12 protein-coding genes and 1 pseudogene are annotated in these 13,414 nt (G+C 69.8%); 8 read left to right on the top strand and 5 right to left on the bottom strand.

Features of this window, described 5'->3' with window-relative positions; translation table 11 throughout:
• Positions 1-4: 4 nt before the first annotated feature.
• The 3 genes and pseudogenes from FHX46_RS03160 to FHX46_RS03150 form a co-directional block, all read left to right on the top strand.
• Positions 5-1,291, top strand: a pseudogene (locus FHX46_RS03160) (serine hydrolase domain-containing protein); the annotation flags it as partial.
• Between the two features lie 431 nt (positions 1,292-1,722).
• Entirely contained in the window at positions 1,723-2,715 is a 993-nt protein-coding gene (locus tag FHX46_RS03155) for a MurR/RpiR family transcriptional regulator (RefSeq protein WP_208399989.1), read from the top strand.
• Between the two features lie 23 nt (positions 2,716-2,738).
• Positions 2,739-3,662, top strand: a complete 924-nt coding sequence (locus FHX46_RS03150; protein WP_167110468.1) for an N-acetylmuramic acid 6-phosphate etherase — start codon at positions 2,739-2,741, stop codon at positions 3,660-3,662.
• A gap of 88 nt (positions 3,663-3,750) precedes the next feature.
• Here the strand turns inward: FHX46_RS03150 and FHX46_RS03145 are convergent, their stop codons facing one another.
• Together FHX46_RS03145 and FHX46_RS03140 are read right to left on the bottom strand one after the other, a co-directional pair.
• Positions 3,751-4,476, bottom strand: a complete 726-nt coding sequence (locus tag FHX46_RS03145) for an oxidoreductase (RefSeq protein WP_167110466.1) — start codon at positions 4,474-4,476, stop codon at positions 3,751-3,753.
• Entirely contained in the window at positions 4,473-4,967 is a 495-nt protein-coding gene (locus FHX46_RS03140) for a phosphoribosyltransferase (protein WP_167110464.1), read from the bottom strand. Before FHX46_RS03140 ends, FHX46_RS03145 begins: the two co-directional genes overlap by 4 nt.
• Before the next feature lie 112 nt (positions 4,968-5,079).
• On the opposite strand from FHX46_RS03140, the gene FHX46_RS03135 reads away from it, so the two are divergent.
• Both FHX46_RS03135 and acs read left to right on the top strand, forming a co-directional pair.
• On the top strand, positions 5,080-5,658 hold the full coding sequence (locus FHX46_RS03135; RefSeq protein WP_167110462.1) for a GNAT family N-acetyltransferase: 579 nt from the start codon (positions 5,080-5,082) through the stop codon (positions 5,656-5,658).
• Positions 5,659-5,768: 110 nt separating this feature from the next.
• Positions 5,769-7,739, top strand: coding sequence for an acetate--CoA ligase (acs, locus tag FHX46_RS03130; protein ID WP_167110460.1), 1,971 nt, complete (start codon positions 5,769-5,771; stop codon positions 7,737-7,739).
• Between the two features lie 71 nt (positions 7,740-7,810).
• On the opposite strand, the gene FHX46_RS03125 is transcribed toward acs, so the two are convergent.
• Complete coding sequence (locus FHX46_RS03125; protein WP_208399988.1) at positions 7,811-8,611, bottom strand: choice-of-anchor P family protein; 801 nt, start codon at positions 8,609-8,611, stop codon at positions 7,811-7,813.
• A 101-nt stretch (positions 8,612-8,712) separates the two neighbouring features.
• Entirely contained in the window at positions 8,713-9,543 is an 831-nt protein-coding gene (locus FHX46_RS03120; RefSeq protein WP_167103193.1) for a L,D-transpeptidase, read from the bottom strand.
• Positions 9,544-9,982: 439 nt separating this feature from the next.
• Between FHX46_RS03120 and FHX46_RS03115 the strand changes: the two genes are divergently transcribed.
• On the top strand, positions 9,983-10,405 hold the full coding sequence (locus tag FHX46_RS03115) for a DUF6319 family protein (RefSeq protein WP_167110458.1): 423 nt from the start codon (positions 9,983-9,985) through the stop codon (positions 10,403-10,405).
• Between the two features lie 121 nt (positions 10,406-10,526).
• Positions 10,527-11,174, top strand: coding sequence for a GntR family transcriptional regulator (locus FHX46_RS03110; protein WP_167110456.1), 648 nt, complete (start codon positions 10,527-10,529; stop codon positions 11,172-11,174).
• On the opposite strand, the gene FHX46_RS03105 is transcribed toward FHX46_RS03110, so the two are convergent.
• On the bottom strand, positions 11,156-12,457 hold the full coding sequence (locus FHX46_RS03105; RefSeq protein WP_167110454.1) for an MFS transporter: 1,302 nt from the start codon (positions 12,455-12,457) through the stop codon (positions 11,156-11,158). The two genes, FHX46_RS03110 and FHX46_RS03105, sit on opposite strands and share 19 nt — an antisense overlap.
• A gap of 114 nt (positions 12,458-12,571) precedes the next feature.
• Between FHX46_RS03105 and FHX46_RS03100 the strand changes: the two genes are divergently transcribed.
• Complete coding sequence (locus FHX46_RS03100; protein WP_167110453.1) at positions 12,572-13,243, top strand: DUF2848 domain-containing protein; 672 nt, start codon at positions 12,572-12,574, stop codon at positions 13,241-13,243.
• The last annotated feature ends 171 nt before the right edge of the window (positions 13,244-13,414 follow it).

Raw genomic sequence — 13,414 nt, 5'->3', positions numbered from 1 at the left:
CGGCGTGCGAGCGGGCAAACTACTGGTCGCGGTGGTACTGGCCGCATCCGCACTGACCATTCCCGGAGCGAGCACCACCATCAACGAACAAGCCCACACCGGGCGGGTCGACCGTCCGCACTACGAGTTCGCACCGCCCGACACGGTGCTTCGCCCGGGCACGCCCGCCGACGCCGGGCTCGACGCGGCGCCGCTGCGCGCCGCCGACGGCTTCCTGACCGACTGGACCAAGCCGGACCCGGCGACCGGACATCCGCACTTCTCCGGCGCCGTCGGCCTGCTCGCACACGACGGCGTGATCATCGACGAGATCGCGACGGGCGGGGCACTCCGGTTCGCCGACGCGGCGGGCACCGAGCTGCCGCCGGAGCAGCAGGTTCCCATGCGCCCGGACACGATCTTCGACATGGCGTCGATCACGAAGCTGTTCACCTCGCTCGCCGTGATGCAGCTGGTCGAGGACGGCAAGATCGCCCTGGACGAGCCGGTTGCGGAAGCCCTGCCCGAGTTCGCGGTGAACGGCAAGCAAGACGTCACCGTGCGCCAGCTCCTCACGCACACCTCCGGCCTCGAGGCCGACCCGCGACCGGCCCTGTGGCAGGGCTATCCGGACATCCCGTCACGCCGCCGAGCCGTGCTCGACAGTCCACTGACGAATCCGCCGGGCACCGCCTACCTGTACTCGGACATCAACCTGATGACGCTCGGCTTCCTGGTGGAGCGGATCAGCGGCCGGTCCCTGGACGCCGTGGTCCGGGAGCGGATCACGCAGCCGCTCGGCATGACCGATACGACGTTCAACCCGCCCGCGAGCGAGCTCAGCCGGATCGCAGCCACCGAGTTCGAGGCGGATCCCCCGCGCGGGATGGTCCGCGGTCAGGTGCACGACGAGAACGCGTGGGCGCTCGGCGGCGTGTCCGGCCACGCAGGCATCTTCTCGACGGCACGGGACATGGCGGTGCTGGCGCAGACGATCCTCAACGGCGGTACCTACCGCGGCGCGCGGATCCTGCGTCCGGGGACCGTGCGGGACATGCTCACCGACTACAACCAGGCGTTTCCCGGTCACGCACACGGTCTCGGCTTCGAACTGAACCAGCGGTTCTACATGGGCGGGCTGTCCTCGCCCGCGACCGCCGGGCACACCGGGTTCACGGGCACGTCACTGGTCATCGACCCGGTGTCACGGTCGTTTGCGATCCTGCTCACCAACCGCGTGCACCCGACCCGGAACTGGGGCTCGATCAACGCCGCGCGAGAGACCTGGTCGACCGCGCTGGCCGACGCGATGTAGCCCACACCTGCGGGCCGAATTACCCGCGGCCGTTCAGGTGAGCTTCCGTCCCGGCCCTGCCGTCGGGGCCGGCGTGGCGCGCATCCCGGTCGGCGAGTAACCAGCACGAACGACACCGCGTTGAATTCCGGACGCGGTGGTTCGTCACGCAGCGCTACCGCCTCGCTGCTCCATCGGCGCCGGGAAATGTGCCCACGCGCGTCATACCTTTGGCGCTCGCCCGTCCCTAACAGTGGGCGGCGAACGCGCGCCACCCAGGATCGACGGCCGTTTCGGGAACCGCAGTAAGTTGCCAAGTCGTTAACTTCATGACGTTAACAACTCGGACGTGGTTGGCGACTTTCCGGGCAACTGAGTCACCGCAGCTCGGACGTGCAGGGGCGCACGAGTTGCGATCATCCCTAAGGATGTGGGTAACCTTGTCTCAAATGCCTACAGTTGGTAAGTTTCTCACGGAATCGGAACCCGATTCCGTGACCGCGCAGGCACCGAACGAGATCGGATCAGCCGCGCGGGAGACCGAAACCAGCCCGCTCGTCCGGATTCGATCACTCTTGCCCGGTTTGGCGCGGGCGGAACAGCGCGTAGCCAAAGTGGTCCTCGAGGACCCATCCGCAGTAGCGCGCCGCAGCATCACCGAGGTCGCCCTCGCCGCGAACACCAGCGAGACCACGGTCACCCGGTTCTGCAAGGCCGTGGGCGTGGGCGGGTATCCCCAGCTGCGGATCGCGCTGGCCGCGGACACCGCCCGGTCCGAGGCGCGCTCGTCCCGCAACATCGGTGGCGAGATCGCGGTCGACGACGACCTGGCCGCCGTGGTGGGCAAGGTCAGCTTCGCCGATGCACGGGCCGTGGAGGAGACCGCCGACCAGCTCGACATCGTGACCCTGCAGCATGTCATCGACCTGCTCGCCAACGCCGGCCGCACCGACGTCTACGGCGTCGGGGCGAGCGCGTTCGTCGCCGCGGATCTGCAGCAGAAGCTGCACCGCATCGGCCGCGTGTGCTTCGCGTGGTCGGACACCCACATCATGCTGACCTCGGCAGCGGTGCTCGGCGCCGGTGACGTCGCGATCGGCGTCTCGCACACCGGTGCGACGACCGACACCGTCGAAGCTCTGCGGGTGGCGCGCGAGCACGGCGCGACCACGGTGGCGCTGACGAACTTCCCGCGCTCGCCGATCACCGAGGTCGCCGACCACGTCCTGACCACCGCCGCGCGCGAGACGACGTTCCGGTCGGGCGCGACCGCGAGCAGGATCGCCCAGCTCACGGTCATCGACTGCCTGTTCATCGGCGTGGCCCAGCGCCACATGGAGAGCGCATCCGCGGCGCTGGAAGCGACGCGGGACGCCGTCGGCGGGCACCGCCTCGGCGTGCGGCCGGACGGCCGGAGGCGGCCGCGAGAGACCGGAAAGTGAGCACGAAGGAAACGGTGAGACGCATGGTGACGGTGCCGAGTCAGGTGGTCCACGTCGATTCTCCGACCGAGCAGCGCAATCCCCGCACGACGGAGATCGACCGGATGCCGACGCTGGGCATCCTGACCCTGATCAACGACGAGGATCGCCGGGTCCCCGACGCGGTCGCCAAGGTGCTGCCGGAACTGGCGGACGCGGTGGACCACGCGGTGGCGGCGCTGAGCACCGGCCATCGGGTGCACTACGTCGGTGCGGGCACCTCCGGTCGCCTCGCCACACTGGACGCCGCCGAGCTCGTGCCGACGTACAACGTGCCGGCGGACTGGTTCGTCGCACACCACGCGGGCGGTGACCGGGCGTTGCGCGAAGCGGTCGAGAACGCCGAGGACGACGCGACCGCCGGTGGCGCGGAGATGTCGGCTTCGGTGCGGGCAGGCGATTTCGTGCTGGGGCTGACCGCCTCCGGGCGCACACCGTTCGTTCTCGGTGCGCTGCAGGAGGCCGGCCGGCTCGGCGCGAAGACCGGTCTGGTGTCCGGCAACCCGCGGTTGGCGCGGCCGGCCGGGGTCGACGTGTTCATCGCCGTGGACACCGGACCGGAGGTCATCGCGGGGTCGACGCGGATGAAGGCCGGCTCGGCGCAGAAGATCCTGCTGACCGCGTTCTCCACCGCGACGATGATCAAGCTGGGCCGGACCTACTCGAACCTGATGGTGAGCCTCCGGGCGACGAACGCGAAGCTGCGCGGCCGCACGCTGCGGATCCTCTCCGAAGCGACCGGTGCGGACGAGCAGGAGGCCGCCCACGCGCTCGCGGAGGCCGACGGTGACCTGAAGGTCGCGCTGGTGCACCTGCTGTCCGGAGTGGACTCCGCGACGGCCGCCGAAATGCTGGCCGCGAACGGTGGGCACGTGCGGGAGGCACTGCTCGCCTGCGCGACGAGCTGAGGCCGGGGCACCGCACCCGGCAACGACAAGACCGGCCGGCTGGGGACGGCATGCACCCGCCAGTACTCGAAGACGGGTAGCGCGGCGGTCACCCGGCGGCGTCGGCGATGCTTCTGGCTTCCCGCGCACCCGCTTCGAGTGCTTCGCAGCTGAACAGCAGCCATTCACGCACCCCGTCGGGGGTTCCGGTGGCGAAGGCCGCCGCCGCCTCCTGGTAACGCGATGCCCGGCGGAGGAAAGCCACCTCGGGAACGCTCAGGCCCTTCGGGTCGACGCCGGCCGCAGTCATGGTCAGGCGAGCGGCCGCTCGCGCCAGGACGCCGTCCGCGGTGCCGAACGGTTTCAGGGCCAGCAGCTCGCCGTGCACGACGGCGGTCAGCACCGGGCCCGGCGCCGCTGTCGCGCCGGTGACCAGCTGCGTCAGCAGGTCGAGGCGGGCACCGGCCGCCGGCCCCGGACGGCCCAGCGTGTCCTGGTCGGTGACGAGGTCCGCGGCCGCCAGCACGTGCATCCGCGCCAGCGCCTGCCGGGGAGCGCGGCGCCAGGTGGGGAGCAGCGACTCGCTCGCTTCCGCGACCCGCAAGGCGCCGGCCAGGACCGGGTCCCTCACCTCGGCGTCGGCCGGGATTTCCGGGTCGGCGCCGTCCAGCGCGGCCGATGCCCGCGCCGCGCGCACCGATGCTTCGGCAGCGGTGGCGGAGCCGCCGCGCAAGTTCGCCGGGAGTCGGTGGACGGCGAAGACCGCGTCCTGCGCCTTCTTGGCCGCGTCGGCCACGCCGTCCAGTTCGAGGAGCGGCGCCAGTGGGTCACTCATGCGTCCAGCACCTGGCCCTTCCGGTGGACGACCGGCGGTTCCGTCGACCAGGCGAAGTTGATCCACCGGTCGGTCCGGCGCCACACGTACTCACACTTGACCTCGGACCACGGCTTTTCGTACACGACCGCGCAGCGGACGTCGGCGACGTGGCTGGCGCAGAAGTCGCGCACCAGCTTCAGCGTCGCACCGGTGTCCGCGACGTCGTCGGCGATCAGGACCTTCGCGCCGGTCAGGTCGACCGCGTTGGGGACCGGCGGCAGCATCACCGGCAGCTCCAGCCGCTCGCCGACGCCGGTGTAGAACTCCACGTTCATGACGTGCAGGTTCTTCACGTCCAGGGCGTAGCCGAGCGCCCCCGCGACGAACAGCCCGCCACGGGCGATGGACAGGATCACGTCCGGTTCGTACCCGCTGTCCGCGACCTGCTGGGCGAGCTCCCGGCTGGCCGAACCGAACAACTGCCAGGTGAGCTCTTCCCGCTCAGCCACTCCGACCTCCTTCGCCGCGTACCCGCGAGCATATGAGGCGGCGAAGTGGACCTTGAAACCAAGCTGGAACTGGATATGCTCCCGGTCCACCGCGGCCTCTACCGTCAAGGACATGTCCTGGCACGACCGGCCCGTCCTGCGCGGCAAGCACGTCATCCTCGAACCACTCAGCCAGGAGCACGCCGACGGCCTGCACGAGGCGGGCCGCGATCCGGAGGTGTGGCGGTGGCTCAGCCTCCGCCGGCCCGCCACCCCCGACGCCACCCGGGCGATGATCGACGACATCCTCGCCGACCCCACCCGTGCCGCATGGGCCCAGATCGACGTCGCCGGCGGCCGGGTCGCCGGCACCACCTCCTATTACGAGATCGACCCGCGCCACCGCGGCCTCGCCATCGGCTACACCTGGATCGGCGCGCCGTGGCAGCGCAGCGCGATCAACACCGAGGCCAAGCTGCTCCTGCTGGAGCGCGCCTTCGACGTCCTGGGCGCGGTGCGGGTCACCTGGCACACCGATCACGGCAACGAGCGGTCACAGCGGGCGATCGAACGGCTCGGCGCCGCCCGGGAAGGGGTCCTGCGCGCCCACCGGATTCGCCCGGACGGGAGCCTCCGGGACACCGTCGTCTACTCCCTTCTGGCCGAGGAGTGGCCCGCGACACAGCAGAAACTGCTCGATCGCGTGCGGTGACCAACACGGCACCGAAGGTGAAGAGCTGCGGTCTTTCATTGCGAGGGCTAACGTCGCTACCGTGCATCCGGCGTCAGCCAGAGATGAGTGACTTCAGGAGGCCGTGCACCATGACAGAGCAGTCCCCCGCGCTGGACAACCTGCTCACCGAGAACCGGACGTTCCCGCCCACCGAGGAGTTCGCGGCGCAGGCCAACGCGAAGGCCGATTGGTACGAGAAGGCAGACGCGGACCGGGAAGCGTTCTGGGCCGAGCAGGCGGAGCGGTTGCACTGGGACACGAAGTGGTCGCAGGTGCTGGACTGGTCGGACGCCCCGGTCGCGAAGTGGTTCGTCGGCGGCAAGCTGAACGTCGCCTACAACTGCGTGGACCGGCACGTGGAGGCCGGGCACGGGGACCAGGTCGCGATCCACTGGATCGGTGAGCCCGGCGATACCCGCGACATCACCTACGCCCAGCTCAAGGACGAGGTGTCCAAGGCCGCCAACGCCCTGATCTCGCTGGGGGTGGGCTCGGGTGACCGGGTGGCGATCCAGCTCCCGATGATCCCCGAAGCGATCGTGGCGATGCTGGCCTGCGCCCGGCTCGGCGCGTTGCACTCGGTCGTGTTCGGCGGTTTCTCCCCCGCCGCGCTGCGCTCCCGCGTCGACGACGCCGAAGCCAAGGTCGTGATCACCTCCGACGGCCAGTACCGACGTGGCAAGGCCGCCCCGATGAAGACGAACGTCGACGAGGCCCTCGACGGCGCCCCGTCGGTCGAGAAGGTCATCGTCGTGCGCCGCACCGGCGACGACGTCCCCATGCGCGAGGGCCGCGACCTGTGGTGGCACGAGCTGGTCGACAGTCAGTCGGCCGAGCACACACCCGAGGCGTTCGACTCGGAGCACCCGCTGTTCATCCTCTACACCAGCGGCACCACCGGGAAGCCCAAGGGCATTCTGCACACCTCCGGCGGCTACCTCACGCAGACCGCCTACACCCACCACATCGTCTTCGACCACAAGCCGGGCGAGGACATCTACTGGTGCACCGCCGACATCGGCTGGGTCACCGGGCACTCCTACATCGTCTACGGGCCGCTGGCCAACCGCGCCACCCAGGTCGTCTACGAGGGGACCCCGAACACCCCGCACGAGGGCCGGCACTGGGAGATCATCCAGAACAACAAGGTTTCCATCTACTACACCGCCCCCACGCTGATCCGCACGTTCATGAAGTGGGGCGAGAACATCCCCGCCGAGTACGACCTGTCCAGCTTGCGGGTCCTGGGCAGCGTGGGTGAGCCGATCAACCCCGAGGCGTGGATGTGGTACCGCGACAACATCGGTGCCGGCAAGACACCGGTGGTCGACACCTGGTGGCAGACGGAGACCGGTTCGATCATGATCTCGCCGCTGCCGGGTGTCACCGCGGCCAAGCCCGGGTCGGCGCAGCGTCCGCTGCCCGGCATCTCGGCGAAGGTCGTGGACGACAGCGGCACCGAGGTCGGCAAGGGCGGCGGCGGTTACCTGGTGCTGGACAAGCCGTGGCCGTCGATGCTGCGCGGAATCTGGGGTGACGAGGAACGCTACCGCGACACCTACTGGTCCCGCTTCGCCGACCAGGGTTACTACTTCGCCGGTGACGGCGCCAAGTACGACAACGACGGCGACATCTGGCTGCTGGGCCGGGTCGACGACGTGATGAACGTGTCGGGCCACCGCATCTCCACCACCGAGGTCGAGTCCGCACTGGTCTCGCACCCGACCGTGGCCGAGGCCGCGGTGGTCGGCGCGACCGACCCGACGACCGGACAGGGCATCGTCGCGTTCGTGATCCTGCGCGGTTCCGCGGCCGAGGGCGGCGAGGAGGCCGTGCAGGAGCTGCGCAACCACGTGGCCAAGGAGATCGGCCCGATCGCCAAGCCGCGGCAGATCATGGTCGTGCCCGAACTGCCCAAGACCCGCTCGGGCAAGATCATGCGCCGCCTCCTGCGTGACGTGGCGGAGAACCGCCAGATCGGCGACGTCACCACCCTCGCCGACTCCAGCGTCATGGAACTCATCTCCAGTGGCCTGAAGTCGGGCAAGTCGGAGGACTGAACACGGAAAAAGGGGCCTGCACCCGCAGTGGGTGCAGGCCCCTTTTCATGGGGAACCCGAGGACGACCGGATCAGCCGGTCACGTCCAGGTGGGCCTTCACCGGGGTCGGCCGCGGCGCCTTGCCGTTGGCGTCCGGCTTGTCGCCCGCGCCGGCACCGGCGCCGCCGCCGGAGCTGGTCTTCGTCGACGTCGGGGCGTGGCCGCTGGTGCTCGGCTTCGAGCTGGTCGGCTTGCCCGGCGACGTGGTCGGCTTGCCACCGTCGTGGTCGTCGCCCGGCACGCAGGTGACCGACGCGAGGTCGAGCGTCTGCACGTTGTCGATCTTGACGGAGATGGCGGTGACGGTGATCGAGCCGTCGTCGTGCTTGACCTGCTTGTTCAGCACGACCGAGAGCACGCCCGGCACGGCGACGGTGGTGTTCGCCGGCGCGGCGACGTCCAGGGTGGCGTCACCCAGCCGAGCCTTGGCCAGCGAGGAGCTGCCCTTGCCGTCCTTGCAGGTCGCCTCGATCGCGGAAGCGGTCAGCAGCGGCCGGCCGAGGCCGAGGCCGATGTTCACGTCGGCGACGCTGGCGCGCGCCCGGCCGGCACCGGCGGCGGCGTTGAGCAGGCGGACGTGCGCCAGGCCCGGCACGTCCAGCTTGGCGAGCGACTCCTGCGAGAAGCCCTCGGCGTCGGTGACGTACGGGCTCTTGTCGGCGCCGAGCAGACCCTTGGCGGCGATCGCGTAAGCGGAGTTGACGCCGGTCTCGTTGGCCGAGGTGGTCGTGGTGGGCGCGGTCGCCCCGGCGGCCGGCGCGAGCAGAACCGAAGTGGCCAGCGCGGTCGCGAGCAGACCGACGCCGCCGGCCACAGCCTTCTTTGTGGACAAGGAATTACCTTTCGTGAAATGGGAAATGCGGAAATGATCCGCCGGCGGGCTCCCCATGGTGCATCTGCCCGCCGGCGGGAAGAGTGAAGAAGCTCAGTGCGTCACGTGATGTTCACGATCGTGCCGAGCGGCAGTTTGACGAGCTCGGTCAGCGCTTCCGAGGGGACCCGGATGCAGCCGTCGCTGTTCGCCTGGCCGGAGAAGCTGTTGTCCCGCCAGGTGTGCAGGCCCACCGTGCCCGGGCCGCCGCCGAAGGTTTCCAGCGAATCCGAGTGGTAGCTCAGCGGCAGGACGATCGGGCTGTAGGTGTTCTTCGTTTCCTCGATCGAGGCGATGATGTAAGCACGCCCCGCCGGGGTCGGGTGTTCGGGCTTGCCGGTGCCGATCGTCCACTTCCCGATCGACTTGCCGCCCTGCAGGATTTCCAGGGTGAAGGCGGCACGGTTCACGTTGATCGCGTAGTCGTTCTGCGCGGTCTCGGTGGCGTCGTTGCTGAGGTGGATCCAGCCGGAGGCGGCGTTGGGCCGGGTCGGCAGCAGCACCTGCGCCCACTCGCCCTGCTCCGAAACCACCGGCACCCACGTCGGCGATCCCATCTGGATCGACGGCAGTTTCGCGATCGCCTTGCCACCGACACCGTCGTACACGACGATGTCGGCCTTCGGGTGGACCACCTTGCCCGACGTCGCGCCGCCGGTCGGCTGCGGGTCGAGCGGGGCGTTGGCCACCGTGGCGAACGTCGTCGCCTCCGGCAGCTGGGTCAGGTCTTCCTGGCTCACCGCGGCGGGCTTCACGTCGCCGTTGTCGCCGCCGGAGCACGCTCCGGTGAGCAGAGCCAGGGTCGAAACTCCGGCCACGGCGAGGAGCCGGACCGGGAGCCGGCCGCGGCGCGCGGATTCCATCTGCGCGCGCGAGCTGCACGTCATGGGCATTACCACAATCCTTGAGGATCAACATCGGACAAAGAATTGACCAAGGCCGGGCCGCTTCCCCCAAGACATGCGGCACCGCAAGTGCACCTTGGGCCTCATTGCTATCAGGACCCCCTTAGGTGATCAAACCTAAGGGTGACGGCCACCGCCGTGGGAGAGCTGCGCAAACGTGGCATTTTCCGAGGTCGCTACCAAAGGTCAGATACACCCGATCGGGTAAAAATGTGTAACGCGACGCGCGACCACGCCCCGGTCGGACGACCCCGCCCCGTCCCACCCGTCCGGGCTAGCAGGTGACAACGCCGCGTCCCCAGAACAGCGGGGTGCCGACGTCGCGAGACAATCATCCGGCATCAACCCCAGCGAGCGGCTATCGAACGCCTGTTCTACACTTCGGGCCGACGTAGCCGGACCCCACGAGAGGGAGACCGCAGCACCGATGAGCTTGGACACCACGACCACCCCGCAGGAGCAGGACACCCCCGTCACGCCGGCGCCGGTCGCGAACGACTCCGCAGCCGCAGCCGCTCCCGCTGAAACCGAAGAGGCCAAGCCCAAGCGCGGCCGCCCGAAGGGCTCCGCGGCGAAGAAGACCCGCACCGTCGAGCTCACGCTCACCGTCACCGGCACCGCGGACGGCGAGTGGCAGGCGGAACTCAAGCACGGTTCGAAATGGGTTGCCCAGGGGCTCAAGATCCCCGCCTCGGCGGTTTCCCGCGCGGCCAAGGAGCTGCACGAGGACCTGTCGATCCCGATCGACGAGGTGATCAATGCCGCCGTCGAGCAGCAGAAGGCCAAGGTTGCCGCACTCGAGGCGGAGCTGGAGCAGGCCCGGCAGGCGCTGGCCGAACTCGACACCTGAGCGCACTACCCCCGACTCGCCGGGGCGGAGGCCCACTCGATCAGGCCTCCGCCCCGGCGTTCTCGTCGGCACGGGCACAATCCGCGTACGATCTGTATACAGTGTGTATGGAAGGAGTCCGATGCCGACGAGCAAATCCGCGCTGTCCGGCCGCGCGAAGGCGTACGACTACCTGAAGAACACGGTGCTGGCCGAGCCGGACGCCGAGGGCGGATTCATCAGCGAGCAGGAGATCGCCGAACGCGTGGGTGTCTCGCGCACCCCGGTCCGCGAGGCGTTGCTCCAGCTCGCGGCCGAGGAACTGGTGCAGCTGGTGCCCAACCGCGGTGCCTACATCGCCCCGTTGACCGGGCGCGACCTGCGGGACCTCGTCGAACTCCGCAATCTGCTCGAGCGCTTCGCGGCCGAGCGGGTGCTGGCGGCCGGGACTGCGCCCTGGCCGGCGATGCAGAAGATCCTCGAACAGCAGGAGCGCTGTGACGACCCGGCCTCGGCCAAGGAATTCATCGAGCTGGACACCACCTTCCACACGCTGCTCGTCGAGGCTGCCGGCAACGCGATGCTGAGCCGGACCTACACCGCGTTGCGAGCCCGGCAGGTCCGGGCCGGTCTCGTCGCGCTGCGCCGCTCCGGGACCCGGCACGCCGAGGTCGTCCGTGAGCACCAGGCCATCGTGACCGCGCTGGCCAACGGCGAGGTCGAGGCGGCGATGGCCGCCATCGACGACCACCACGCCCGGACCCTGAAGCATCAGCTGACGACGACCTGAGCCTCGTCCCGCGCCTCCCGCGCCAGCGCGAGGCCGACGATGCTGACCACGGCGGTCACCACCACGTACAGCGCCAGCGCGAGCCAGCTGCCGAACCCGGCCAGCAGCGAGGTGAACAGCAGCGGGGCGATGGCACCGCCGATCACCCCGGCCAGCGTGTAGGCCAGCGAGCTGCCGGTGTAGCGCAGGCGTTCGCTGAACTGCTCGGTGATGAGGGCCGCCTGCGGTCCGTACAGCGCGGCGTGGATGACCAGCGCGCCGACGACCCCGACCAGCAGCAGGCCGAACGAGCGGCCGGAGACCAGCGGGAAGAACACGAACGGCCAGACAGCGGCCGCCACCGTCGCCACGAGGTAGAGCAGGCGGCGGTTCATCCGGTCGGACAGCGCGCCGAACGCGGGCATCAGGATGAGCTGGCCGGCCGACCCGATCATCACCGCAGTCAGACCCTGACTGCGCGTCATGCCCAGTTCCTGCTTCATGTAGGTCAGCACGAACACGGTGAACAGCGCGTACAGCACGTCCGGGCAGACGCGGACGAAGATCGCGGCCAGCAGGGCCCGCCACTCGTGGCGGAACACCTCGGAGATCGGCGCGCTGGGCCGCTCGCCGCTTTCCGCGATGCGCTTGAAGACCGGGGTCTCCTCCAGCTTGAGCCGGATCCACAGGCCGAACGCGACCAGCACGGCGGACAGCAGGAACGCCACGCGCCAGCCCCACGAGTCGAACTGCGCCTCGGTCAGCAGCAGGGCGAGCACCGCCAGCACGCCGTTCGCGAGCAGGTTGCCCGCGGGGGGCCCGACCTGCGCCGCCGATGCCCAGAACCCGCGCTTCTTCGGATCGCCGAACTCGCTGGACAGCAGCACCGCGCCGCCCCACTCGCCGCCGATGCCGACGCCCTGGGCGAACCGCAGCAGCACGAGCAGGACCGCCGCCGCCCCGCCGATCGCGGCGTGCGTCGGCAGGACACCGATGAGGAAGGTGGCGATGCCGGTGAGCAGCAGCGTGGTCACCAGCACCCGCTTGCGGCCGAGGACGTCGCCGAGGCGGCCGAAGACGAACCCGCCGAGCGGGCGGGACAGGTAACCGACGGCGTAGGTGGAGAACGCGGCCATCGTGCTGACCAGCGGATCACCGGCCGGGAAGAACTGGTGGCCGAACACGGTGGCGGCGGCCACGGAGTAGGCGGCGAAGTCGTACCACTCCAGCGACGTCCCGGACAGGCTCGCCAGGAAGGCCCGGCGCAACGATGCGCGGTCGACGTCCGGTGTAACCGAGGTCATTGCTCACATCCTGATCTCTTCGGTGCTCCGATGCTGTAATACTCGTTGTATACAACCTGCATGCGCAAGCCCCCGCAGGTAAGAAGTGGGTTACCCCGAACAACGGAGGACGACATGCCGACGCTGAGCTTCGACCTGCCCGACGGCGCGACGGTGACGACCGAAGTGACCACGCTGCTCAACGCCGGGTACGCCGGCCGCGACCAGGCCGACGTCGCCGCGCACGTCGCCGAGCTGGCCGAGCTGGGCGTGCCCGCTCCGAAGGTCACCCCGGCGCTGTACCCGGTGGCGCCGTACCTCGCCAGCCAGACCGACGAGGTCCCCGTCCAGCACGACCGCACCTCGGGTGAGGCGGAGTGGGCGCTGGTGATCACCACCGAGGGCGCCCTGCTCACTGTCGCCTGCGACCACACCGACCGGGAGCTGGAGGTGCACGGGGTGGCGTGGAGCAAGAACGCGGCGCCGGACGTGCTCGGGCGCCGGGCGTGGCGGCTGGACGACGTCGCGGACCGGATCGACTCGCTGACGCTGCGCGCTTGGGCCGACGGCGAGCTGATCCAGGACGGCACTCTCGCCGAGCTGCTGCCGCCGCAGCACTGGCTCGACGTGCTGCGCGAGCGCGGGCTGCACCAGCCGGGCGTCGTGCTGATCTCGGGGACGATCCCGATGGTGCCGGGCGTGAACCAGTTCGCCGGGCAGTGGCGCGTGGAGCTGGGCGACCCCGCGACGGGGAACACGATCGAGGCCGGCTACCGCGTGCGGCGGCTGCCCGAGGCGATCGGCTGAGGCGGAGCCGCGCGGCCACGGAATCCGGGTGCGCGGCCCCTGCGAATCCACCAGCGTGCCCGCATGTGCGATCTGGACGCACTGCTCGCGGGGTTCACCATCGCCGGTATCTACCGTGTACGCAAGGCCGGACCAGTTCCGCGCAGATCTACCGCGAAGGTTCCGCGGACG

Source organism: Amycolatopsis viridis (assembly GCF_011758765.1).
Lineage (GTDB): Bacteria > Actinomycetota > Actinomycetes > Mycobacteriales > Pseudonocardiaceae > Amycolatopsis_E > Amycolatopsis_E viridis.
The sequence above is the reverse complement of the archived record's forward strand: the minus strand, read 5'-3'. Positions and strand labels throughout refer to the sequence as shown.